Here is a 23,794-nt window from a genome sequence, read left to right as displayed (position 1 = left end):
TCCTTTAGAATGGCTCCCATGCCCAGCGTTGTCTCGTTCGTCGATGTGTCCTTCGTCCGGAACGGCAAGCGGATCCTCGACCACGTGTCGTGGGACGTGGCCGAGGACGAGCGCTGGGTGATCCTCGGCCCCAACGGGGCGGGCAAGACCTCGATCCTGCAGATCGCCGCCGCGCAGAACTACCCCTCGACCGGTGCCGCGCACCTGCTCGAGGAGACCCTCGGCCGGGTCGACGTGTTCGAGCTGCGCCCGCGCATCGGCTACGCCTCGACCGCGATGGCGCGCCGCCTCCCGGCGGGTGAGAGCGTGCTCGACGTCGTGATGACCGCCGCCTACGCCGTCACCGGCCGCTGGAACGAGGGCTACGACGCGATCGACGAGCGCCGCGCCCGCCGCGTGCTGTCCGAGTGGAAGCTCGAGCACCTCGCCGAGCGCACCTTCGGGACGCTCTCGGACGGCGAGCAGAAGCGCGTCCAGATCGCCCGCGCGATCATGACCGACCCCGAGCTGCTCCTGCTCGACGAGCCGGCCGCGAGCCTCGACCTCGGCGCCCGCGAGGAGCTCGTCCAGCTGCTGGGCGGCTTCGCGAAGGACCCGGCGTCGCCCGCGATCGTGATGGTGACCCACCACGTCGAGGAGATCCCCGACGGCTTCACCCACGCCCTGCTCCTCCGCGACGGAGCGGTGGTGGCGGCGGGCCCGCTGGCCGAGTCCCTGACCGAGGCGACGCTCGCCGAGACCTTCGGGCTCGACATCGCTCTCACCCGCGAGAACGGGCGCTTCTCGGCCCGCGCCCGCGGCTGACCCCGGCTCCGGGGTCCGGACGCGCCGCGACTTCTGAGCGCGCTGCCGGTCTGGTATTCTCGGTAGCTGGTTCGGGCCCGTTCGCGGTGCGCCCGCCCTCATCCACCCGTTCCCGTCGACGACAGGTGCGGTTCAGGACCATCGACGACAGGACACGACCATGAAGACCGACATCCACCCCGAGTACTCCGCGATCGTCTTCCGCGACCTCGCGTCCGGTGAGACCTTCCTCACCCGCTCGACCGCGAAGAGCAGCAAGACGATCGAGCTCGACGGCGTGACCTACCCCGTCATCGATGTCGAGATCTCCTCCGCCTCGCACCCGTTCTACACGGGCAAGCAGCGCATCATGGACTCGGCCGGCCGCGTCGAGAAGTTCAACAGCCGCTACAAGAACTTCGGCAAGTAGCACTCCTCGAAGGGCCCTCGACCGCACGGTCGGGGGCCCTTCGTCGTTCCCGCGTCGCGGTCCTCAGTAGCGGTAGAAGCCCTCTCCGGTGGCCGTTCCGAGGCGGCCGCGATCGAGGTACTCCGTCTTCAGGTGGGCGGCGAACGCCTGGGAGGCCTCGTCCGGGGCCGCGGCGGCGATGCTGTAGGCGGTCCGCAGACCGACGACGTCGAAGATCTGGAAGGGTCCGAGAGGGGCGCCGGTGCCGATCCTCCAGGTCTTGTCGATGGTCTCGTGGTCGGCGTAGCCGCCCATGAGCAGACCCGACGCGGCGTTGAGGAGCGGCACCAGCAGCGAGTTCAGGACGTAGCCGGCCTTCTCCTTCTGCAGCCTGATGGGCTCGAGGCCGCTGGAAACGGCGAACTCCACGACGGCGTCGACCACGGCGGGGTCCGTGTCCGCCGTTCCCATGATCTCGGCCGTGTTCTGCGCCCAGACGTGGTTGGCGTAGTGCAGCGCGAGGAACCGGTCGGGTCGGCCGGTCGAGGCCTTCAGGTCGCTGGGGAGCAGCGTGGACGAGTTGGTCGCGAAGACCGTGCGCTCGGGAGCGAGCGCACCCAGGCGGCCGTACAGCTCCTGCTTCAGGCCCAGGTCCTCGGGGACGGCCTCGATCACGAGGTCGGCGTCGGCGACCGCCTCCGCGAGGTCGGAGGTGAGGCGGAGGGAGTCGAGCGCCTCCTGCGGTCCGCCGGCGACGCCGCCGGGCACCGACTCGTAGACGCCCGCGAGACCGCGGAGCCGCTCGCGCGCCGACTCGAGGACGTCGTCGGAGAGGTCGTAGACGGTGACGGCGAAGCCGTGGAAGGCCGACTGGAAGGCGATCTGGGAGCCGAGCACTCCGCTGCCGAGGACGGTGACCGTGCGGATGGTGGGCATGACTTCTCCTTGCGAGAGGGGGAGGGGGAACACGTGCTCACCCGATCCCACAGCGCCGCGGTCCGCGGAGCGAGGGCTTGCGCCGACGGGCGGGCCGTGGCCGTCGGGGAGCCGGCGCGGTAGCGTCCCGGCATGGTGTCCTTCGCCGACAAGCCGATCCTGCCGTTCACGACTCCTGAAGAGTGGGACGCCTACCTCCGCGGCGAGCCCGACCCGGACGGAGTCCGGCTGAAGCTGCGGAAGAAGGCCGCCGTCGATCCGGGGATCACCTACGCCGAGGCGCTCGACATCGCGCTCTGCCACGGCTGGATCGACGGTCAGGCGGGAGCCTTCGACGAGCAGTTCAAGCTCCAGGCCTTCACCCCGCGGCGTCGCGCGAGCCCGTGGTCCAAGGTCAACCGCGATCATGTCGCACGGCTGCTGGCGGAGGGTCGGATGCTGCCGGGCGGGCTGGCCGAGGTCGAGCGGGCACGTGCCGACGGGCGCTGGGACGCGGCCTACCGGCAGCGCGATGCGGAGGTGCCGGACGACTTCCAGCGGGCGCTCGACGCGGATCCGCAGGCGCTGGCCTTCTTCGCGACCGTCGGCGGGCAGAGGCGCTTCGCGTTCCTCTTCCGCCTCTCGCAGCTGAAGCGGGCGGCGACGCGGGAGCGGCGGATCGCGGAGTACGTGGCGCTCCTGCGCGAGGGGCGCACGCTGACTTGAGGGGTCAGTGGCGGACCGGCCAGCCCCCGTCGGCGACGAAGGACTCGTCGCGGACGCGGCGCATGTACTCCTGGAAGGACTCGGCCTGGGTGCGGCACCAGTCGACCTGGAGCGCGTGCAGGGCCTCCGCGCCGACTCCGAGCTCGTCGGCGAAGGCGCGGCCCAGCGCCTGGGCGACCCGACCCGCCGCGATCGCGTCCGCGCCCGCGTCGTGCGCCTCGGTGAGGGCGACGCCGTAGTGCTCGGCGGCGAGGGTCAGGGTGCGCTTGCCCTTGCGGTAGCGGTCCACCGCCTTGTCGATCACGAGCGGATCGACGACGGGGCTCGGGTCGAGCAGCACGGGCACGCCCCAGCGGCGCGCCTCGTGGGCGAGGAGCGAGAGGTCGTAGGGGGCGTTGTAGACGACGACCGGGATGCCGCGGGCGAGGAGCGAGCGCAGCGCCTCGGAGATCTCGGCCACGACCTCGCCGGCGGGGCGGCCGTGCGCGCGGGCGTGCCCGGTGCTGATCCCGTGGACGGCGGAGGCGCCCGCCGGGATCTCGACCCCGGGATCGGCGAGCCAGGTCGTGCCCTCGATCGGCTCGCCCGCCGCGTCGATCACGCCGACGTGCGCGGTGACGATGCGGCTCGTGCGGACGTCGATGCCGGTGGTCTCGAGGTCGAACACGGCCAGCAGGTCGAACCACCGCGCCCCCTCGGAGGGGACGAGCGCCCGCTCGGCGTCGTCAAACAGCATCGGCTCGGTCTGCGTCTCGGTCGTTCCGGTGGTGCTCACGCCGACAGCCTAAAGGGGGCCTCCGACATCGGCCGGAGGCCCCTCGGCGTGCTGCCGGGTCAGCGGGCCTCGTGCGCCTTGGCGACGTGGAGCCAGAAGAAGCCCTGCGTGCCGAGTGTCATCGTCAGCGTGCCGTCGTCCGAGAATCCGGGGAAGCGGCCGCCGCCGAACAGGTCGCTGAGCGTCGATCCGGGGTTCTCCGGGTCCGTGATCGTGACCGAGACCGGGTTGTGGTTGAAGCTGAAGACGCAGAGCACCTCCTCGGGCTGGTCGCCCATCTCGGAGCCCGAGCCGGCGTAGTCCCGCACGAAGGCGAGCACCGACTCGTGGTCCGTCTCGAGGACGCGCATCGACCCCAGGCCGAACGCCGGGTGGCCGCGGCGCACGTGCAGGACGTTCCGCATCCAGTGCAGCAGGGAGCGGGACTGCGCCAGCTGCGCCTCCACGTTGACCTGGTTGTAGTGGTAGACGAGCGACTGGACGATCGGCTGCACGAGCTTGCCGGGGTCGGCGGCCGAGAAGCCGGCGTTGCGGTCGGGCGTCCACTGCATCGGCGTGCGCGACGCGTCGCGGTCGTTGAGCCAGATGTTGTCGCCCATGCCGATCTCGTCGCCGTAGTACAGGAACGGGCTGCCGGCGAGGGAGAAGAGCAGGGCGTTGATCAGCTCGAGCTCGGCACGCGAGTTGTCCAGCAGCGGCGCGAGCCTGCGGCGGATGCCGATGTTCGAGCGCATCCGCGGGTCGTAGGCGTACCAGCCGTACATGGCCTGGCGGTACTCCTCGGACACCATCTCGAGCGTGAGCTCGTCGTGGTTGCGGAGGAACACGCCCCAGGCGGCGCCGCTGGGGATGTCGAACGTCTCGGAGAGCACCTTCTTCAGCTCGTTCGCCGTCTGCGCGCGGAGGGAGTAGAAGATGCGCGGCATGACCGGGAAGTCGAACGCCATGTGGCACTCGGGCTCCTCCTCCGTGCCGAAGAACGCGGCGACCTCCCGCGGCCACTGGTTCGCCTCGGCGATCAGGATGCGGCCGGGGTAGTCGCGGTCGACCATGGTGCGGAGGTTCTTGATGAACTCGTGGGTGGGCGGCTCGCCCTCTCCGTTGCCCTCGTCGGACTCGTAGAGGTAGGGGATCGCGTCGAGCCGGATGCCGTCGACGCCGAGGTCGAGCCAGAACTTGACCACGTCGTGGATCGCCTCGTGCACGGCGGGGTTCTCGAAGTTGAGGTCCGGCTGGTGCGAGAAGAAGCGGTGGAAGTAGAACTGGCGGCGCTCGGCGTCGAAGGCCCAGTTCGAGTCCTCGGTGTCGACGAAGATGATGCGGATGTCCGGCCACTTGTCGTCGGTGTCGTTCCAGACGTAGAAGTCGCCGTAGGGGCCCTCGGGGTCGGACCGGGACTGCTGGAACCACTCGTGCTGGTCGCTGGTGTGGTTGAGCGGGAAGTCCATCACGATGCGCATGTTGCGCTCGTGGGCCTTCCGGACGAGGTCGCGGAAGTCCTCCATCGTGCCGAACTCGGGGAGGATCGCCTTGAAGTCGGAGACGTCGTAGCCGCCGTCGCGCAGAGGCGACATGTAGAACGGCGGGAGCCAGAGGGCGTCGATCCTGAGCCACTGCAGGTAGTCGAGCTTGGAGGCGAGCCCGTTGATGTCGCCGGCGCCGTCGCCGTTGGAGTCGTAGTACGACCGGATCATCACCTCGTAGAACACCGCCCGGCGGTACCACTGGGGGTCGAGGGCGAGTCCGGGGAGTTGGATCGGCGACGTGAAGCTCACGGTGCTCCTTCTGCTGCTGCCTGAGCGGATGACCGTCTCGCGAGACGGGTGGGCGGTGCGCCGTGTTGCGAGCGCGTGATCATGCTCCCGGCTCGGATCGAGGCCACGCAAGGCGTTGCGGCCAGATCTTCGACGGGCTTTCCCTACGATAAGGAACGCGATGACCACTCCCTCCCCCTACGCCTCCGATCTCGGCCGTGTCCCCGTCCGCGAGGCCGCGGTGGACGTCGCCGGATCCCGCACCGCCTACTGGACCTACGGCGCTCCGGACGCCTCGAGCGTCCTCGTGCTGGTGCACGGGTTCCGCGGCGAGCACCACGGCCTCGAGCCCGTCGTCGCCCGTCTGCTCGCCGGGGGAGCGGACGTGCGGGTCGTCGCTCCCGACCTGCCCGGCTTCGGCGCCTCGACCCCCATGACGCGCCTGCCGCACGACGTGGACGGCTACGCCTCCTGGCTCGGCTCCTTCCTCGACGCGCTGGGGCTCCGCGGTGAGGCGGCCGTCCTCGGCCACTCCTTCGGCTCGATCGTCGCGGCCGCGGCCGTCGCGGACGGGCTGCCCGCTCCGCTCCTGGTGCTGGTCAACCCGATCGGCGCGCCCGCCCTGCAGGGTCCCCGCGGCGTCCTGACCAGGCTCGCCGTCCTCTACTACCGGCTCGGCGCGCTCCTGCCGGGGCCCCTCGGACGCCGCCTGCTCAGCGACCCGCTGATCGTGCGGGTGATGAGCCTGGCGATGGTGAAGACGAAGGAGCCGGCGCTGCGACGCTTCGTGCACGACCAGCACGACCGCTACTTCAGCGCCTTCGCCTCCCGCGACACGGTCCTCGAGGCGTTCCGCGCCTCCGTCTCGCACGACGTCGGCGAGTACGCCTCCCGGATCCGGGTGCCGACGCAGCTGATCGCCGCGGCGCAGGACGACATCACTCCGCTCCCGGCGCAGTACCGCCTGCTCGAGAGGCTGCCGCACGCCCGCCTGCACGTCATCGACGGAGTCGGCCACCTGATCCACTACGAGACGCCGGACGAGGCCGCCGCCGTGCTGCGGACGGCCCTCGAGGAGGGGATCGACCGATGAGGATCGTCGTCGACTGCCGGTACACCCGGCTCGAGCGGCACGACGGGATCAGCCGCTACACCGCGGAGCTCGTCCGCGAGCTCGCGAAGCTGCACGACGTGACCATGCTGATCAGCGACCGCCGCCAGCTCGCGATGCTCCCGTCGCTCCCGTGGGAGCGCGTGACCGGGCCGACCAGCCCGTTCGAGCCGTTCGTCGCGCTGCTGGTGAACCGGCTGCGGCCCGACGTGGTCTTCTCGCCGATGCAGACCATGGGCTCGCTCGGCCGCCGCTACCGGCTCGTCCTGACCGTGCACGACCTCATCTACTACCGCCACCGCACCCCGCCGCGCGACCTGGCCGCTCCCGTGCGCGCGCTCTGGCGGCTCTACCACCTCGCCTGGTGGCCGCAGCGGAGGCTCCTCCAGCGCGCCGACGCGGTCGTCACCGTCTCGGAGACGACCCGCGACCTGATCCGCTTCCACCGCCTCACCACCCGGCCGGTGGTCGTCGTCCCGAACGCGGCGACCGAGCCCGACGAGGCGAGCGCCGCTCTGGCGGGATCGCTGCCCGACCGGTCGGCCGCGCGCTCGCTCGTCTACATGGGCTCGTTCATGCCCTACAAGAACGTCGAGACGCTCGCTCGCGCGATGCGGCTGCTGCCCGACTACGAGCTGCACCTGATGAGCCGGGCGAGCGACGATACCGTCGAGACGCTCCGGGCCCTGGCGCCGACCGCGAAGCTGGTGTTCCACCAGGGGGCGCCGGACGCGGAGTACCGCGCGGTGCTCGCGCGGGCGACCGCTCTCGTGACGGCGAGCAGGGACGAGGGCTTCGGGATCCCGCTGGTCGAGGCGATGGCGCTCGGGACGCCGGTCGTGGTGAGCGACATCCCGATCTTCCGCGAGATCGCCCAGGACGCCGCCGTGTACGTCGACCCGTCGAGCGCGAAGGGCATCGCGGACGGCGTGCGATCGCTCGAGGACGGCGCCGTGTGGCGGACGCACTCGGCCCGGGCGAGGGAGCGGGCCGCGGCCTTCTCCTGGCGCGACTCCGCCCGAGTGCTCTTCGGGCTCCTGCAGGACCTCGGCCGGCGCTGACGCGGGCCGGCGATCGACCGACTCCGGGAGGCGGGCCGTCAGGCTCCCGGAGCCGGGCTGAGCACGTCGTCGAGGTCGACGTCCGCCACGACCACGTCGCCGGAGTCGTCGACACCGACGATGCGCAGAGCCCCGTCGACGATCGCGAAGTCGTGCCGGGAGCCGTTGCCGACCGAGACGCCGTGCACGGGGAGGTCCTCGCTGCTGAGCGCGCGGATCAGGCTGCCGATGACCGCACCGTGCGTGGCGACGACGACGGACGCGTCGGGGAAGCGCTCGGCCACCTCGAGCAGCGCGGCGGTCGCCCGCTCGACGACCTCGGCGCGGGTCTCGCAGCCGGGGATCGGCGCGCGCTCGATGCCTCCGGGGAAGCGCTCGGCGAGCTCGGGACCGGTCATCCCCTCCGCCTCGCCGTAGGCGCGCTCGGCCAGGCCCGGCACCGCCAGCGGCTCGTCGAGGCCGAGACCGCGCGCGATGATCGCTCCGGTGTCGAAGGCGCGCTGCAGCGGACTGGCGACCACCGCGTCGAAGCGCCGGTCGGCGAGCAGCCGCGCCGCCGCCCGCGCCTGGGCGCGCCCGGTCGCGTTGAGCGGGATGTCGCTCCTGCCCTGGATGCGCCGGGCGGCGTTCCAGTCGGTCTGGCCGTGGCGGACGAGGGTGAGCTGGGTCACAGGGGCCTCTCGGGAGGTCGGGTGCGGAGCGGGCGGGAGCTCAGAGGGCGGCTTTGCGGCGCGCGGGCAGGCGCTCGGCGAGCTCGCGGAGCACCTCGCTGGTGCCGCCGTCGATCTTGATGCTTGCCCGCGAGTCGCCCTTGGTGGTGCCGCGGTTGACGATCACGATCGGCATCCGGGCGCGTCGGGCGATCTCGAGGAAGCGGATGCCGGAGTTGACCACGAGCGACGAGCCGGCGACGAGCAGGGCGTCGGCGCCCGCGACGATGGCGCGCGCCTCCTCGAACCGCTCGGTCGGGATGAACTCGCCGAAGAAGACGATGTCCGGCTTCAGGATCCCGCCGCAGACCGTGCACTCGGGGACGGTCATCGCCGAGACGTCGTGGACCTCGGCGTCGCCGTCGGGGTTGAGGGAGGAGACGTCGGGGTCGTCGAGCCAGGGGTTGAGCGCCTCGATCCGCTCGGCCACCGCGTCGCGGGCGAAGTACTGGCCGCAGGTCATGCAGCGCACACGGTCCGCCGAGCCGTGCAGATCCACCACGCGGCGCGAACCGGCCCGGACGTGCAGGCCGTCGACGTTCTGCGTGACGACGCCCGTGAGCAGGCCGCGCTCCTCGAGCCGGGCCAGGGCCCGGTGGCCGTCGTTGGGGAGCGTGCTGGTGAAGCGGCGCCAGCCGAGCTGGCTGCCGGCCCAGTACCGGCGGCGGTAGTCGGGATCGGCGACGAACTGGGAGTAGGTCATCGGGCTGCGCACCGGTGCCCCGGCTCCGCGGTAGTCGGGGATGCCCGAGTCGGTGCTCATGCCCGCGCCGGTGACGGCGGCGATGCGGCGCCCGCTGAGGAGTTCGACGGCCTGCTCGACCGCGAGCGCCTCGGGGCCCTCGGCGACCGGTGTCGGACTCGACTCCATCCGCGCCTCCTTCGAGGGCCGTTCGAGCGGCCCCTGGACGAGTTTAGTCCGCGCCGTGCCCTAGATTGCCGGGATGCCGATCGTGCACATCACCGACCTCGACCACCCGCTCCTCGCCGACTACCACCGCCTCACCGACGTGGCGCTGCGGCGGGTGCTGGAGCCGGAGGGCGGTCTGTACATCGCCGAGTCGGCCAAGGTGATCGAGCGGGCGCTCGACGCCGGGCACCGTCCCCGCTCGGTCCTGGTGCAGGAGAAGCGGCTGCCGGACGCGGCCGGGGTGCTCGAGCGTCATCCCGAGGTGCCGGTCTTCGTGGCGCCGGATCCGCTGATCGAGGAGCTGACCGGGTTCCACCTCCACCGCGGAGCGCTCGCCTCGATGCACCGTCCGCCGCTGCGGCCGATGGCCGAGCTGCTGGAGGGCGCGCGCCTCGTCGTGATCCTGGAGGACCTGGTCGACCACACCAACGTCGGCGCCGTCTTCCGCGCCGCGGCCGGCATGGGCGCGGACGCGGTGCTCGTGACGCCGCGGTGCGCGGACCCCCTGTACCGGCGCAGCGTCCGGGTGAGCATGGGCACGGTCCTGCAGGTGCCGTGGACGCGCACCCCCGAGTGGGCACCGGCTCGCCGCGCTCTGGAGGAGGCCGGGTTCTCGGTCGCCGCGCTGGCGCTCGCTCCGGACGCGGTGCCGCTCGACGAGTACGCGGCGGCTCGCCCCGAGCGCGTCGCGATCGTCCTGGGCGCCGAGGGGGACGGGCTCAGCCGCGCGGCGCTGGACGCCTCGGACACCGTCGTCACCATCCCGATGCTGCACGGCGTCGACTCGCTCAACGTGGCCTCGGCGAGCGCCGTCGCACTGTGGGCGCTGACCCGCGGGCGCTGACCGCCCGGCTCCGGCGCTCGGCGGCCCCGCGGTGACCTGCCGCTGACGCTCGCGACGCGGGATCGGGGTCGGTATCGCGCGTCACCCGCCGCGCCCGACGACGGGGCGGCGTCCGGGACGGGGGAGAGGCCCGCCCGTACGATGACGGGGTGACCTCCCCGACCCGATCCGACGACGCCCTCGACCTGTTCGGGGAGCCCGCCGCGCCGGAGCCGCGACCGCGTCGACGGCGCGGGGCGGTCGTCGCCGGTCTCGTCGCTGCGACCGTGCTGGTCGGTGGAGGCGGTGCCTACGCGACCAACGCGGCGACCGCGGAGCTGCCGACGGCGAGCGCCGTCGCGGTGGACCCCGTCTCGAGCACCGTCGACGCACCCGCTCCGGCCTGGCCTGCCTACGGCTCCGGCGCCGTGGCGGCCGTGGGCATCGACGGGACGGAGGAGGACGGGCTGCTCGCCCGCTACGGCTCCACCGGAACCGTGCCCACGGGGAGCATCGCCAAGGTCGTCACCGCTCTCGTCGTCCTCGCGGCGAAGCCGATCGCAGAGGGGACGGACGGGGAGACCATCACCTTCACGAGCGCGGACGTGCAGTACTACAACGACACCCTGGCCGAGAACGGCTCGAACGCTCCGGTCACCGCGGGTCTGCAGCTGACCGAGCGGGAGGCGCTGACCGCCATGATGCTCCCGTCCGCGAACAACTACGCGAAGTCCCTCGCGATCTGGGCGTACGGCTCGGAGGACGCTTTCCTCGCCGCGGCGCGCGGCTGGCTCGACGGGCAGGGGCTCGAGCGGACCTCCCTCGCCGACACCAGCGGGCTCTCGCCGGCGACGGTCAGCACGACGGCCGAGATGGTGCGCCTGGGCGAGCTGCTGATCGCGGACCCGGTGCTCGCTCCGATCGTCGCGACGCCGACCGCGGTCATCCCGGGGGTCGGCGAGGTCGACAACACCAACTCGCTCCTCGGCCGCTCGGGAGTGGACGGTATCAAGACGGGGACGACCGACGAGGCGGGCTCGTGCCTGCTGTTCTCGCTCGACGCGACCGTCGAGGGCCGGCCGGTCACCCTGGTCGGCGTGGTGGTGGGCGCGCGCACGCACCCGCAGCTCGCCGCGGACGTGCTGACCCTCGTCCCGACCGTCGAGGCGGGCTTCCGGACCGTCCCGCTGACCGTCGAGGGCCAGGACTACGGCACCCTCACGAGCGCCTGGGGGGAGACGGCGACGGCCGAGACCGCGGAGGCGCGGTCCGTGCTGGTGTGGGGTGCGGTCTCGACGACGACCACGGTCGCCCTCGATCCGCTCGAGACCGTCGCCGACGGCGAGCGCGTGGGGACCGCGACCGTCGACGTCAACGGCACCCCGTACGAGCTTCCCCTCGTCGCCGACGGGTCGATCGAGGACCCGGGCTTCGCCTGGCGCCTCGGCCACCCGGCCGAGCTGTTCGGCTGAGCGCGGGGCGAGCCGCCGCCTCCCGGGAGCGGATCAGGCCAGGGGATCCGCGGCCCGGTCGTCGATGATCCGCACGCCGGCGGTCGCGATGTCCTCGGCGACCTCCTCCGGCGTCGCGTTGCCCGGCACGACCGAGCCCGGCTCCGAGGCCGCGGGATCGCTGCTCCAGCGCTCGGCGGAGGGCCGCTTGGCGGTGATGAAGTCGCCGGAGGACTGGTGGCGGACTCGGCGCAGCACCCACGGCACGAGGTACTCCCGCGCCCACTGGATGTCCTCCGTGCGGGCGGCACGCCAGGTGCGGGCGTGCAGCGGCTCCGGGGCCAGGGGGCGCAGGTCGTTCTCGACGTTCAGCGACTCGAGAACCATGCGCGCGACCTCGTGGTGGCCGTGCGGGTTGAGGTGCAGGCGGTCCGGCGCCCACATCCGCACGTCCTGGATCTCCTGGAGGGACCACTGGTCGGCGACGATGCAGTCGTACCGCTTGGCCAGCGCCCGCAGGTTCTCGTTGTAGATCGCGACCTTCCCGCGGATCCGCCCGAACACGGGGGAGAAGCCCACATCCACTCCGGTGAAGAGGACGACGGTCGCCCCGTCGGAGCGGAGCCGGGCGAGGCCCGACTCGAAGCGGGACGCGATGTCGTCGGGGTCGGTCCCCGGGCGGATGACGTCGTTCCCGCCCGCGGAGATGGTGATGAGGTCGGGGCGCAGCTCCAGGGCGGGCTCGACCTGCTCGTCGACGATCTGCTGCAGGAGGCGGCCGCGCACCGCCAGGTTGGCGTAGGCGAAGTCCTCGTTCTGGCTGCCCAGGACCTCCGCCACGCGGTCCGCCCAGCCGCGGTGCCCGCCGGGGCTGCCGGGCTCGGGATCGCCGATCCCCTCGGTGAAGGAGTCGCCCAGGGCGACGTAGCGGGACCACGGATGACGCTGCTCGACCATCCCTCCATCATGCTCCGCACCCGGCCGCCGGTGGCACGGCGCGACACGCCGTGCGCCTCCCGGCGGGCCGCGGAGACCGAGCCGCTGTCGGAGGCGTCGGCTAGATTCGGTCCACGTGAACAGTCCCTCGAGCTTCGGTCATCAGGTCGGCACCTCCGCCGCTGAGCACCTGTCCCCGTCCTTCCCGGGCAGGGCACCGTGGGGTACCGCGAACAAGCTCCGCGCCTGGCAGGCGGAGGCGCTCGAGGCCTACTTCCAGCACGAGCCGCGCGACTTCCTGGCCGCCGCGACCCCGGGCGCGGGCAAGACCACCTTCGCGCTGCGGCTGGCCGCCGAGCTGCTGCACAACCGCACGGTCGACCGGATCACCGTGGTCGCTCCGACGGAGCACCTCAAGCGCCAGTGGGCCGAGGCCGCGCACCGCGTCGGCATCCGCCTGGACCCGACCTTCACCAACCGCATGGGCCGCCACGCCCGCCACTACCACGGCGTCGCCGTCACCTACGCGCAGGTCGCCGTCCGCGCCGAGCTCCACCGCGAGCTCACCCTGTCCGGCCGCACCCTCGTCATCCTCGACGAGGTGCACCACGCCGGCGACGCCCTCAGCTGGGGCGACGCGGTGCGCGAGGCCTTCGAGCCCGCGGTCCGCCGGCTCTCGCTGACCGGGACGCCGTTCCGCTCGGACACGGCGGCGATCCCGTTCGTCAGCTACCTGCCGGACGAGGAGGGCATCCGCACCTCGCTCACCGACTACGCCTACGGCTACGGCCGCGCGCTCGCGGACGGCGTCGTCCGGCCGGTGCTGTTCATGGTCTACGCCGGGCAGATGCGCTGGAAGTCGAAGGCCGGCGACGAGATGGAGGCGCGGCTCGGCGAGGGCAACACCAAGGACATCACCTCGCAGGCCTGGCGGACCGCGCTGGACCCGAAGGGCGACTGGATCCCCTCGGTCCTCCGCGCCGCCAACACCCGCCTCACCGAGGTGCGGCGCGCCGTGCCCGACGCCGGCGGCCTGGTCATCGCGACCGACCACTACACCGCGCGCGCCTACGCCGCGATGCTCCGCGAGATCAGCGGCGAGACCGTCACCGTCGTGCTCTCCGACGAGAAGGAGGCGAGCGACCGGATCGAGGAGTTCGCGAAGGACACCAGTCGCTGGATGGTCGCGGTCCGCATGGTCTCCGAGGGCGTCGACGTGCCGAGGCTCGCCGTCGGCGTCTACGCGACATCGGCGTCGACTCCTCTGTTCTTCGCCCAGGCGATCGGCCGCTTCGTGCGCGCGCGGCGCCGCGGCGAGACCGCCTCGGTGTTCCTCCCGAACGTGCCCGGCCTGCTCGCGCTGGCGGGCTCGATGGAGCTGCAGCGCGATCACGCCCTCGACCGCAGGACCTCCGACGACGAGGAGTACCCCGAGGCCGACCTGATGGCCGACGCCGAGCGCAGCGACAAGGCGTCCTCGGATCTCCTGGAGGAGGGCCGCTTCGAGTCGATCGGCTCGGCCGCCACCTTCGACCGCGTCGTCTACGAGGGCGCCGAGTTCGGGATGGAGGTCGAGGTCGAGAGCGAGGAGGAGCTCGACTTCATCGGCCTGCCGGGGCTCCTCGAGCCCGACCAGGTGCGGGAGCTCCTCCAGCACCGGCAGCAGCGGCAGGCCAAGCGCGCCGGCAGCCGCGCGGGGGCGGCGGCCCCGGCCGAGCCGGTGAGCGAGATCCCGGCACCGCTCTACCGCACGCTCAAGGAGCAGCGCAGCCTGCTCAACTCCCTGGTCGGCCTGTGGGCACGGGGGACGGGCGAGTCGCACGGCCAGGTGCACACCGAGCTGCGCCGGCTCTGCGGCGGACCCGCGGTGGCGCAGGCGAGCGTGACCCAGCTGCAGGCGCGGATCGATCTCCTGCGGCGCAGGCTCGGCTCGCACTGATCGCGGTGAGGCGCCCCGGTACGTGGCGCCGCGCTCTCGACGACGGAGCCGATCGCTGCTCCTGCCCAGCCCGGCCGGCCCCTCCGCGTGCGCCGGACAGTCCCTCCGGCGCGTTCTAGCCGATGCACCCGGCGCGGCGCCAGCCCTCCCCGGCGGACCGGGCGCGACCGTACTGTTCGAGCGTGACCCACCGGAACGACCTGCCCGCTCACGCGCCCGCAGGACGAACCGGACGGCGGTTCCGGCCGCCGGTCGTGACCACCGGAGGAGGACCGCGCGATGAGCGCTGACCGTCAGGGGAATGCTCGAGACACGCTCGCTAAGCTGAGCAGTCGGTCCGTCGCGGAAGTGACGGACCATCACCCCCGACGTCGGGCATCCGCAGACCGCACATCGGCGTCTCCCGGACTGCCCGAGAACAATCCCCTGAGGAGTCTCGTGGAGACCTGGCCCGGAACCGCCTACCCGTTGGGCGCGACGTTCGACGGAAGCGGCACGAACTTCGCCCTGTTCAGCGAGATCGCCGAGCGCGTCGAGCTGTGCCTCTTCGAGGAGGACGGCACCGAGACGCGCGTCGAGATCCAGGAGTCGGACGCCTACGTCTGGCACTGCTACCTCCCGCAGGTCCAGCCGGGCCAGCGCTACGGCTTCCGCATCCACGGACCGTACGACCCCGATGCCGGCCACCGCTGCAACCCGAACAAGCTGCTGCTGGACCCCTACGCGAAGGCGATCTCGGGGGAGATCGACTGGGACCAGTCCCTCTTCTCGTACACCTTCGGCGACCCGGACTCGACGAACGACGAGGACTCGGCGCCGCACATGATGATGGGCGTCGTCATCAACCCCTTCTTCGACTGGGCCGGTGACCGCCGCCCGCGCACCTCCTACGACAGCACCGTGATCTACGAGGCGCACGTGAAGGGGCTCACCAAGACGCACCCCGACGTGCCGGAGGAGCTCCGCGGCACCTACGCCGGAGTCGCCCACCCCGCGGTGATCGACCACCTCAAGCACCTGGGCGTCTCGGCGATCGAGCTCATGCCCGTGCACCAGTTCGTGAACGACTCCACCCTGATGGACAAGGGCCTCTCGAACTACTGGGGCTACAACACGATCGGCTTCTTCGCTCCGCAGAACACCTACTCCTCCACGGGCGACCAGGGCCAGCAGGTCCAGGAGTTCAAGAGCATGGTGAAGGCGCTCCACGCGGCCGGCATCGAGGTCATCCTCGACGTGGTCTACAACCACACGGCGGAGGGCAACCACCTCGGCCCCACCCTGTCGTTCCGCGGCATCGACAACGAGGCCTACTACCGCCTCGTCGACGACGACAAGCGCTACTACATGGACTACACCGGCACGGGGAACACCCTGAACGTGCGACACCCGCACTCGCTCCAGCTGATCATGGACTCGCTGCGCTACTGGGTGACGGAGATGCGCGTCGACGGCTTCCGCTTCGACCTCGCCTCGGCGCTGGCACGCGAGTTCTACGACGTCGACCGGCTCTCCACCTTCTTCGAGCTCGTCCAGCAGGACCCGGTGGTCTCGCAGGTGAAGCTGATCGCCGAGCCGTGGGACGTCGGGCCCGGCGGCTACCAGGTGGGAAACTTCCCGCCCCAGTGGACGGAGTGGAACGGCAAGTACCGCGACACGGTCCGCGACTTCTGGCGCGGCGAGCCGTCGACGCTGGGGGAGTTCGCCTCGCGCCTCACCGGCTCGGCCGACCTCTACGCGCACTCGGGCCGCTACCCGGTCGCCTCGATCAACTTCGTCACGGCGCACGACGGCTTCACCCTCCGGGACCTGGTCTCGTACAACGAGAAGCACAACGACGCCAACGGCGAGGACGGCAACGACGGGGAGTCGCACAACCGCTCCTGGAACCACGGCGTGGAGGGGCCCACGGACGACCCGCGGGTGCTCGCGCTCCGGGCACGCCAGCAGCGGAACTTCCTCGCGACGATGCTGATCTCCCAGGGCGTCCCGATGATCCTCCACGGCGACGAGCTGGGCCGGACCCAGAACGGCAACAACAACACCTACGCCCAGGACAGCGAGCTGACCTGGATCGACTGGGCGCACGCCGACCGGCCGCTGCTCGAGTTCACCGCGGCGCTCATCCGCCTGCGCGCCGAGCACCCGACCTTCCGACGCATGCGCTTCTTCGACGGCCGCCCCGTCCTGCGCGGCGACGGCGAGCCCCTGCCCGACATCGTCTGGTTCACCGCCGCCGGCACCGAGATGTCCCCGTCCGACTGGGACTCCGGTCTCGGCCGATCGGTGGGCATCTACCTCAACGGCAACGGGATCCGCGAGCGCGACCAGCGCGGGCGCCCCGTCACCGACGACAGCTTCCTCCTGTACTTCAACGCCGACGACGTCGACGTCGAGTTCGCGATCCCGAGCGACGAGTACGCGCTCGAGTGGAGCGTCCTCGTCGACACCGCCGGTGCCGAGGCGGACTCGATCCCGCGTCCGGCGGGGGCGATGCTCACCGTCCAGGCGAAGTCGCTCGTCATCCTCCAGGAGCACAGCACCCCCGAGCCCGAGGTCGACCACTCGGTCGCCGCCTCGCTCGCGTCCCTGGCCGCCACCTCGGCCATCCCGATCGTCTCCTCGACCGGACCCACCAGCCCCCACGCCGAGTCGACCGACTCCGCGACCGCACCCTCGACAGGAGCCTGACGTGCGTCTGCCCGCCTCCACCTACCGCCTCCAGATCCGGTCGGCGTTCGACCTCGACGACGCCGCCCGCGTCGCCGACTACGTGCGCGCGCTCGGAGCGGACTGGCTGTACTTCTCGCCGCTGCTGAAGGCCGAGCCCGGCTCGGACCACGGCTACGACGTGGTGGACCACACCGAGGTCGATCCCGACCGCGGTGGCGCGGCCGGCCTGGCGAACGCCTCGGCCGCGGCGCGGGCGGAGGGCCTCGGCGTCCTCATCGACATCGTCCCCAACCACATGGGCGTCGCGACCCCGAGCGAGAACTCGTGGTGGTGGGACCTGCTGAGGAACGGGAAGTCCTCCCGCTACGCCACCGCCTTCGACATCGACTGGGAGGCGGGGGGCGGGAAGCTGCGCGTGCCGATCCTCGGCGACGGTGCGAGCGAGGGAGACAGCGACAGCGAGCTCGACGCGCTCGAGGTCGTCGGCGACGAGCTGCACTACTACGAGAACCGCCTGCCGATCGCGCCCGGCACCGCCGAGCCCGGCGACTCCGGCCGCACGGTGCACGAGCGCCAGAGCTACGAGCTCGTGAACTGGCGCCGCGCCGACGCCGAGCTGAACTACCGCCGCTTCTTCGCGGTGAACACCCTCGCCGCCATCACGGTCGAGCGGCCCGAGGTGTTCGACGCCTCGCACGCCGAGATCGTCCGCTGGTTCACCGAGGGGCTCGCTGACGGCCTTCGCGTCGACCACCCGGACGGCCTGGCCGACCCGGGCGGATACCTCGACGACCTGGCCCGCGCGATCGGCGGCGCCCCGGTCTGGGTCGAGAAGATCCTCGAGGGCGACGAGGAGCTCCCGCCGCACTGGGCGACCGTCGGCACCACGGGCTACGACGCCCTGGCCGACGTCGACCGCATCCTGGTCGACCCCGACGCCCGCCCCGTGCTGGAGGGCCTCGACGCCGAGCTCACGGGAAAGGGCGCCCCGCTGCAGTGGGCCGACCTCATCCACGACACCAAGCGCGGGATCGCCGACGGCATCCTCCGCTCCGAGGTCCTGCGGCTGGCCCGCCTGATCCCCGGCATCGAGGGAGCGGACGACGCGCTGGCGGAGCTCCTGGCGACCTACCCGGTCTACCGCAGCTACCTCCCCTACGGAGCGGAGCACCTCGAGCACGCCCGCGTCGACGCCGTGCGCCGCCGTCCCGAGATCCGCGCGACCATCGACGAGGTCGCCGCGGCGCTCGGCGAGACCGGCACTCCGGTGTCCGTGCGCTTCCAGCAGACCTCCGGCATGGTGATGGCGAAGGGCGTCGAGGACACGGCGTTCTACCGCTTCAGCCGCCTCACCTCGCTGAACGAGGTCGGAGCGGACCCGGACGAGTTCGCGATCGACCTGGTCGAGTTCCACCGCCGCCAGGCCGTGCGCCAGGCCTCGTTCCCCGCCTCGCTCACCACGCTCTCGACCCACGACACGAAGCGCGGCGAGGACACCCGTGCCCGCATCACCGCACTGGCCGAGGACCCGGAGGCGTGGGCGGCGACGCTCCGCGAGCTCCACGCCCTCGTCGGCTTCGGCGACGGCCCGATCGAGCACCTGCTCTGGGAGGCCGTCGTGGGGACCTGGCCCGCGAGCCGTGAGCGCCTGCACGCCTACGCCGAGAAGGCGTCGCGCGAGGCCGACGACTCGACGCACTGGACCGCTCCTGACGAGCAGTTCGAGAAGCGGATGCACGCGGCGATCGACGCGGCGTTCGACGAGCCCGCCGTCCGCCGGCTGGTCGAGCAGACCGTCGAGCGGGTGTCGGTTGCCGGCTGGTCGAACGGCCTCGCCGCGAAGCTCGTGCAGATCACCGCCCCGGGCATCCCGGACGTTTACCAGGGCAGCGAGCTCTGGGAGACCTCCCTCGTCGACCCGGACAACCGCCGCGAGGTCGACTTCGGGCAGCGTCGAGCGCTGCTGGAGCGGATCGACGGCGGCTGGAAGCCCGCGATCGACGCCGAGGGAGCCGCGAAGCTCCTCGTCACCTCGCGCGCCCTCCGGCTCCGCCGCGACCGCCCCGAGCTGTTCACCCGCTATGCCGCCGTCCCCGCGATCGGGCCCGCCGCCGAGCACGCGATCGCCTTCGACCGCGGCGGCGCGCTGACCGTCGCGACCCGGCTCCCCGAGGGCCTCGCCGCTTCGGGCGGGTGGAACGGCACGGTCGTGGTCCTGCCCGGGCACCCGATGGAGGACGTCCTCACCGGCCGCACCTTCGCGGGAGGAGTGACTCCGGTCGCCGAGATCCTCGCCGACTACCCCGTGGCACTGCTCGCCCCGGTCTCCTGACCGGTTTCGCCACCGCACCGCAGACCGATCCGACCCCTCCTGGAGACAGCAGTGATCAGCACGACTCCCTACCGCTACGCACTCCCGACGACCGGGCCCGAGCGGTTCGACGTCTGGGCCCCCGAGGCCTCGACGGTCGAGCTCCTTCTCGGCGACGACTCGTCGCTGACGATGACCCGCCACGGAGACGACGGATGGTGGCGGGCGCCCGCGTCGGCCCCGGCCACCGGCGAGGTCGACTACGGGTACCGGGTGGACGGCAGTGGTCCGCTGCCGGATCCCCGCTCGCGCCGCCAGCCGAAGGGCGTGCACGAGCTCTCGCGCACGTTCGACCCCTCGGCGCACGAGTGGGGCGACTCCGCCTGGACCGGGCGCGAGCTCGCCGGCGCCGTCATCTACGAGCTGCACCTCGGCACGTTCACACCCGAGGGCACCCTGGACGCGGCGGCGGAGCGCTTCGAGCACCTGCGCTCGATCGGCGTGGACTTCATCGAGCTGCTGCCGGTCAACGCGGTGAACGGAACGCACAACTGGGGCTACGACGGCGTCCTCTGGTACGCCGTGCACGAGCCGTACGGCGGACCCGAGGCGTACCAGCGCTTCGTGGACGCCGCCCACCGTGCCGGCCTCGGCGTGGTCCAGGACGTCGTCTACAACCACCTCGGCCCGAGCGGCAACTACCTGCCGGAGTTCGGCCCGTACCTCAAGAACGAGAAGGCCAACACCTGGGGCAGCTCGATCAACCTGGACGGCGAGGGTTCGGACACCGTTCGCGGGTACATCATCGACAACGCTCTGATGTGGCTGCGCGACTACCACGTCGACGCCCTGCGCCTGGACGCGGTGCACGCCCTCTCGGACGAGCGGGCCGTGCACGTGCTCGAGGAGATGGCGAGCGAGGTGGCCGTGCTGTCGGCCCACGTCGGGCGCCCTCTGACGCTGATCGCCGAGTCCGACCTCAACGACCCGACGCTGATCACTCCGCGGGAGGCGCACGGCTACGGGCTCGACGCGCAGTGGAGCGACGACTTCCACCACGCGGTCCACGTCGCGCTGACCGGGGAGACCACGGGCTACTACGAGGACTTCGCGCCGCTCGGCGCCCTCGCGAAGGTGCTGACGCGGGGCTTCTTCCACGACGGCACCCTCTCGACGTTCCGCGGCCGCCACCACGGCCGTCCGGTGGACACCGAGCACATGCCGACCTGGCGCCTGGTGGTCTGCAGCCAGAACCACGACCAGATCGGCAACCGGGCGGTCGGCGACCGTCTGACGGCGACCCTCGACGAGGGGCGCCTCGCGATCGCCGCGGCTCTGACGCTGCTGGGCCCTTTCACTCCCATGCTGTTCATGGGGGAGGAGTGGGCGGCGTCGACCCCGTGGCAGTTCTTCACCTCGCACCCGGAGAAGGATCTGGGCGAGGCGACGGCGAAGGGCCGCATCGAGGAGTTCGCGAAGATGGGCTGGGACCCGGAGGTCGTGCCCGATCCGCAGGACCCGGAGACGTTCCTGCGCTCGCGGCTCGACTGGTCCGAGGTCGGGGAGGGGCGTCACGCCCGCACCCTCGAGGTGTACCGCGAGCTGGCGGCGATCCGCCGCCGCTACCCCGAGCTGACGGACCCGCGCTTCGGGTCGCTTCGCGTGGATTTCGACGAGGAGGCCCGCTGGCTGACTCTCGGCCGCGGTCGGGTGACCGTGGCGATCAACGTCGGCGAGTCCGCCGCCCGCATCGCCCTGCCGGAGGTGGCGGAGACGCTGCTCGGCGTCGGGGAGTACGCGGTGCAGCCCGGGGACACCGAGGTGGATCTCGGCGGTTCCTCACTGCTGGTGACGCTGAGCGCCTGAGCTCCGTGGCGGCCGGCTGTTCAGGTGGCCGGCCGCCGCTGTCCTGAACGGCCGCCTCGGGCCCGAGCGCTCAGAGCGTGACCGCGGCGTACTCCGTCGCGGTCACGACCCGCACTCCCTCGTCGTGGACGAGCAGGAGCGCGCGGAGCGGGATGGCCCGCTTGTGGCACGCCGCCGCCAGGTGACGGGCGAGGACCCGGTCGGTCTCGCCGAGGAAGGCGCGCCCGGGACGTTCCAGGGCGAAGGCGAGCGAGCCCACGTCCTGGTGCGCCACGGCCTTGGCGAGGGTGGCGACGATCCGCTCGGTCTTCTCCTCGTCGGGGTGCACGGGGAGCCCGTCCACCGGGTAGAGGATCGGCAGCTGCACGCCGTCGCGGTCGAGGAAGATCGGCCACAGGGCCCGGCGGTAGGCCGGTCCGATCAGCGAGGAGACGCGCTCGCGCAGCTCGCGGTCGTTCAGGAGCGGCGCATCGAGGTGCGGAGCGGGAGCGGCGTGGTCGAGAGTGGTCATGGTGTCGCTTTCTCGTGGGGCGAGCGGGCGGTGCCGCTGAGGGGTCATCGGAAGTTGCGGGAGGTGGTGCGAGCGCCGACCGTGAGGGTCTCGAACCTGTCGGCGAGGAGGTTCGTCACCCCCTCGTCGGAGCGCTCGAGGATCCCCCTGACCAGCAGGGCGGGTGCCTCGCGGGCCACGCGGCGGTAGCGGTTCCATACTCCGACGGAGCAGATCACGTTGAGGATCCCGTGCTCGTCCTCGAGGTTGAGGAAGGTCACTCCACCGGCTGTGGAGGGACGTTGGCGGTGGATCACGACCCCGCCGACCTCGATCCGGGTCCCCGAGGGGATGGCGGGGAGATCGGCCGAGGAGCGGGCGCCGCGGCGAGCGAGTCCCTCGCGGAGGTGGCGCAGCGGATGGTCGTCGGGCGAGATGCCGGTGGCCCAGAAGTCGAAGACCACGCGCTCCTGAGGGGAGAGCATCGGCAGGAGCGGGGGCTGCACGACGACCGTGGAGCCGGCGAGGAACTCCTCGCGGTCGCCTGCGGCGGTGCCGGCCTCCCAGAGCGCCTGCCGACGCTGCAGACCGAGCGAGTCGAAGGCGCCCGCGGCGCCGAGGGCCTCCAGCTGAGCCGCGGTCGTGCCGACCCGACGCGAGAGGTCGGCCATGCTCGCGTAGGGTCCGCCGCGTTCGCGCTCGGCGACGATGTGCTCGGCGAGCGCGGTGCCGATGCCCTTCACCCCTGCCAGCCCGAGCCGGATCAGGAAGCCGCTGTCGCGCCTGTGGTCGTCCGTGTGGAAGTGCTCGGTGCGGTCGAACAGTCCCGTGGGCGGCTGATCGGCGCGGAGGCAGTCGTCGCTCCCGTAGGCGGCGCCGCCCCTCCGGCGTGCGGGGGCGTCCTCCTTCGCCTCGAGCCCGGGAGGCGCCAGGGAGCGGTTGACGTCGGGCGAGACGACCTCCACTCCGTGACGCCGGGCATCGGCGACCAGGGTGTGCGGGGCGTAGAAGCCCATGGGCTGCGCCCTCAGCAGCGCGGCGGTGAACGCGGCGGGGTAGTGCAGGCGGAGCCAGGCGCTCGCGTAGACCAGCAGGGCGAAGCTGATCGCATGGCTCTCGGCGAAGCCGAAGTTCGCGAAGGCTTGGATCCGGAGGTAGATGTCGTCCGCGACCTCGCCCGTGATGCCGTTGCGGGCCATCCCCTGGTAGAGCCGCTCGCGGAGGGTCTCGATCTTCTCGGTCCCGCGCTTGGACCCCATCGCCCGGCGCAGCAGGTCGGCGTCCTCCGCGTTGCAGTCGCCGACGGCCACGGCCACCTGCATGAGCTGCTCCTGGAAGAGCGGCACGCCGAGGGTGCGCTTGAGCGGCGTCACGAGGAGGGGGTGCTGGTACGTCACCGGCTCCTCGCCGAGCTTGCGGCGGATGTAGGGGTGGACCGCACCGCCCTGGATGGGGCCGGGGCGGATGAGCGCGACCTCGATCACCAGATCGTAGAAGCGGCGCGGCTGCAGCCGGGGGAGGGTGCCCATCTGCGCCCGGCTCTCGACCTGGAACACCCCGATCGAATCGGCGCGGCAGAGCTGGTCGTAGACGCCCTTCTCCTCCCGGGGGAGGGTGGAGAGGTCCCACTTCTCGCCGACGTGCTCGGCGACGAGGTCGAACGTGTACTGCAGGGCGGCGAGCATCCCGAGCCCGAGGAGGTCGAACTTGACCAGGCCCATCCAGGCGCAGTCGTCCTTGTCCCACTGCAGGACGGTGCGGTCCTCCATCCGGGCGGGCTCGATCGGGCAGACCTCGCCCACGGGCCGGTCGGTCAGCACCATGCCGCCGGAGTGGATGCCCAGGTGCCGGGGCGTGCCCAGCACCCGGGTGGTCAGGGCGACCACGTCCTCGGGGATGTCGTGGTCGGTGCTCTCGGTGACGGACCCCCACCGCTCGACCTGCTTCGACCAGCCGTCCTGCTGCCCGGCGCTGTATCCGAGGGCCTTGGCCATGTCGCGCACGGCGAACTTGGGCCGGTAGGTGATGACGTTGGCGACCTGGGCCGCGTTAGACGTCCGTACTTCCGGTAGACGTACTGGATCACCTCCTCGCGCCGCTCCGAGTCGAAGTCGACGTCGATGTCGGGCTCCTCTTCGCGGATGCTGGAGA

General features: G+C 71.9%; 19 protein-coding genes. 11 read left to right on the top strand and 8 right to left on the bottom strand.

What is annotated here, in order from left to right; translation table 11 throughout:
* Positions 1-18 precede the first annotated feature (18 nt).
* Positions 19-804 (top strand): ABC transporter ATP-binding protein, encoded by a 786-nt coding sequence (locus C5C74_RS07710; RefSeq protein WP_104221964.1) that lies wholly within the window; start codon positions 19-21, stop codon positions 802-804.
* Between the two features lie 160 nt (positions 805-964).
* A complete protein-coding gene (locus C5C74_RS07705) occupies positions 965-1,213 on the top strand; it encodes a type B 50S ribosomal protein L31 (protein WP_068253003.1) in 249 nt (82 codons plus the stop codon).
* Positions 1,214-1,276: 63 nt separating this feature from the next.
* Here the strand turns inward: C5C74_RS07705 and C5C74_RS07700 are convergent, their stop codons facing one another.
* Entirely contained in the window at positions 1,277-2,128 is an 852-nt protein-coding gene (locus C5C74_RS07700) for a 3-hydroxyacyl-CoA dehydrogenase (RefSeq protein ID WP_104324321.1), read from the bottom strand.
* 132 nt (positions 2,129-2,260) lie between these two features.
* On the opposite strand from C5C74_RS07700, the gene C5C74_RS07695 reads away from it, so the two are divergent.
* Positions 2,261-2,833, top strand: a complete 573-nt coding sequence (locus C5C74_RS07695; protein WP_104221968.1) for a YdeI family protein — start codon at positions 2,261-2,263, stop codon at positions 2,831-2,833.
* 4 nt (positions 2,834-2,837) lie between these two features.
* On the opposite strand, the gene C5C74_RS07690 is transcribed toward C5C74_RS07695, so the two are convergent.
* Together C5C74_RS07690 and treS are read right to left on the bottom strand one after the other, a co-directional pair.
* Positions 2,838-3,569: a 3'-5' exonuclease gene (locus C5C74_RS07690; RefSeq protein ID WP_104324357.1), complete on the bottom strand. Its 732-nt coding sequence runs from the start codon at positions 3,567-3,569 to the stop codon at positions 2,838-2,840.
* Positions 3,570-3,667: 98 nt separating this feature from the next.
* Positions 3,668-5,383 carry a maltose alpha-D-glucosyltransferase gene (treS, locus tag C5C74_RS07685; protein ID WP_104351269.1) on the bottom strand — a complete coding sequence of 572 codons (1,716 nt, stop codon included), beginning with the start codon at positions 5,381-5,383 and terminating at the stop codon, positions 3,668-3,670.
* A gap of 160 nt (positions 5,384-5,543) precedes the next feature.
* Between treS and C5C74_RS07680 the strand changes: the two genes are divergently transcribed.
* Both C5C74_RS07680 and C5C74_RS07675 read left to right on the top strand, forming a co-directional pair.
* Positions 5,544-6,455 (top strand): alpha/beta fold hydrolase, encoded by a 912-nt coding sequence (locus tag C5C74_RS07680; RefSeq protein ID WP_104351268.1) that lies wholly within the window; start codon positions 5,544-5,546, stop codon positions 6,453-6,455.
* The gene (locus tag C5C74_RS07675) at positions 6,452-7,534 is read left to right on the top strand and encodes a glycosyltransferase family 1 protein (RefSeq protein WP_104351267.1); all 1,083 of its coding nucleotides are present in this window, start codon (positions 6,452-6,454) and stop codon (positions 7,532-7,534) included. The genes C5C74_RS07680 and C5C74_RS07675 overlap by 4 nt, the downstream gene beginning before the upstream one ends.
* A 38-nt stretch (positions 7,535-7,572) precedes the next feature.
* Here the strand turns inward: C5C74_RS07675 and C5C74_RS07670 are convergent, their stop codons facing one another.
* Both C5C74_RS07670 and C5C74_RS07665 read right to left on the bottom strand, forming a co-directional pair.
* Positions 7,573-8,205: a histidine phosphatase family protein gene (locus C5C74_RS07670; RefSeq protein ID WP_104232621.1), complete on the bottom strand. Its 633-nt coding sequence runs from the start codon at positions 8,203-8,205 to the stop codon at positions 7,573-7,575.
* 40 nt (positions 8,206-8,245) lie between these two features.
* Complete coding sequence (locus C5C74_RS07665; RefSeq protein ID WP_104351266.1) at positions 8,246-9,115, bottom strand: Sir2 family NAD-dependent protein deacetylase; 870 nt, start codon at positions 9,113-9,115, stop codon at positions 8,246-8,248.
* A 73-nt stretch (positions 9,116-9,188) separates the two neighbouring features.
* Between C5C74_RS07665 and C5C74_RS07660 the strand changes: the two genes are divergently transcribed.
* Positions 9,189-9,998 (top strand): RNA methyltransferase, encoded by an 810-nt coding sequence (locus C5C74_RS07660; protein ID WP_104232619.1) that lies wholly within the window; start codon positions 9,189-9,191, stop codon positions 9,996-9,998.
* 149 nt (positions 9,999-10,147) lie between these two features.
* Positions 10,148-11,449, top strand: a complete 1,302-nt coding sequence (locus tag C5C74_RS07655) for a D-alanyl-D-alanine carboxypeptidase family protein (protein WP_104283659.1) — start codon at positions 10,148-10,150, stop codon at positions 11,447-11,449.
* Positions 11,450-11,482: 33 nt separating this feature from the next.
* On the opposite strand, the gene C5C74_RS07650 is transcribed toward C5C74_RS07655, so the two are convergent.
* Positions 11,483-12,385, bottom strand: a complete 903-nt coding sequence (locus C5C74_RS07650; protein WP_104351265.1) for an SGNH/GDSL hydrolase family protein — start codon at positions 12,383-12,385, stop codon at positions 11,483-11,485.
* 115 nt (positions 12,386-12,500) lie between these two features.
* On the opposite strand from C5C74_RS07650, the gene C5C74_RS07645 reads away from it, so the two are divergent.
* The 4 genes from C5C74_RS07645 (at position 12,501) to treZ (ending at position 21,153) form a co-directional block, all read left to right on the top strand.
* A complete protein-coding gene (locus C5C74_RS07645) occupies positions 12,501-14,303 on the top strand; it encodes a DEAD/DEAH box helicase (protein WP_104246815.1) in 1,803 nt (600 codons plus the stop codon).
* A gap of 438 nt (positions 14,304-14,741) precedes the next feature.
* The gene (gene glgX / locus C5C74_RS07640; RefSeq protein ID WP_104237465.1) at positions 14,742-16,994 is read left to right on the top strand and encodes a glycogen debranching protein GlgX; all 2,253 of its coding nucleotides are present in this window, start codon (positions 14,742-14,744) and stop codon (positions 16,992-16,994) included.
* A 1-nt stretch (position 16,995) separates the two neighbouring features.
* Positions 16,996-19,308 (top strand): malto-oligosyltrehalose synthase, encoded by a 2,313-nt coding sequence (gene treY, locus C5C74_RS07635; RefSeq protein WP_104225273.1) that lies wholly within the window; start codon positions 16,996-16,998, stop codon positions 19,306-19,308.
* Positions 19,309-19,359: 51 nt separating this feature from the next.
* Positions 19,360-21,153 carry a malto-oligosyltrehalose trehalohydrolase gene (gene treZ, locus C5C74_RS07630; protein WP_258064120.1) on the top strand — a complete coding sequence of 598 codons (1,794 nt, stop codon included), beginning with the start codon at positions 19,360-19,362 and terminating at the stop codon, positions 21,151-21,153.
* Between the two features lie 70 nt (positions 21,154-21,223).
* Here the strand turns inward: treZ and C5C74_RS07625 are convergent, their stop codons facing one another.
* A complete protein-coding gene (locus C5C74_RS07625) occupies positions 21,224-21,664 on the bottom strand; it encodes a hypothetical protein (protein WP_104221992.1) in 441 nt (146 codons plus the stop codon).
* 44 nt (positions 21,665-21,708) lie between these two features.
* The gene (locus C5C74_RS07620) at positions 21,709-23,646 is read right to left on the bottom strand and encodes a hypothetical protein (protein ID WP_374953507.1); all 1,938 of its coding nucleotides are present in this window, start codon (positions 23,644-23,646) and stop codon (positions 21,709-21,711) included.
* Positions 23,647-23,794 lie beyond the last annotated feature (148 nt).

Origin of the sequence: Rathayibacter sp. AY1E8, from assembly GCF_002931415.1 — a bacterium.
Classification (GTDB): Bacteria; Actinomycetota; Actinomycetes; order Actinomycetales; family Microbacteriaceae; genus Rathayibacter.
Note: the sequence above shows the minus strand (reverse complement) of the source record. Positions and strands in the feature narration are given on the sequence as shown.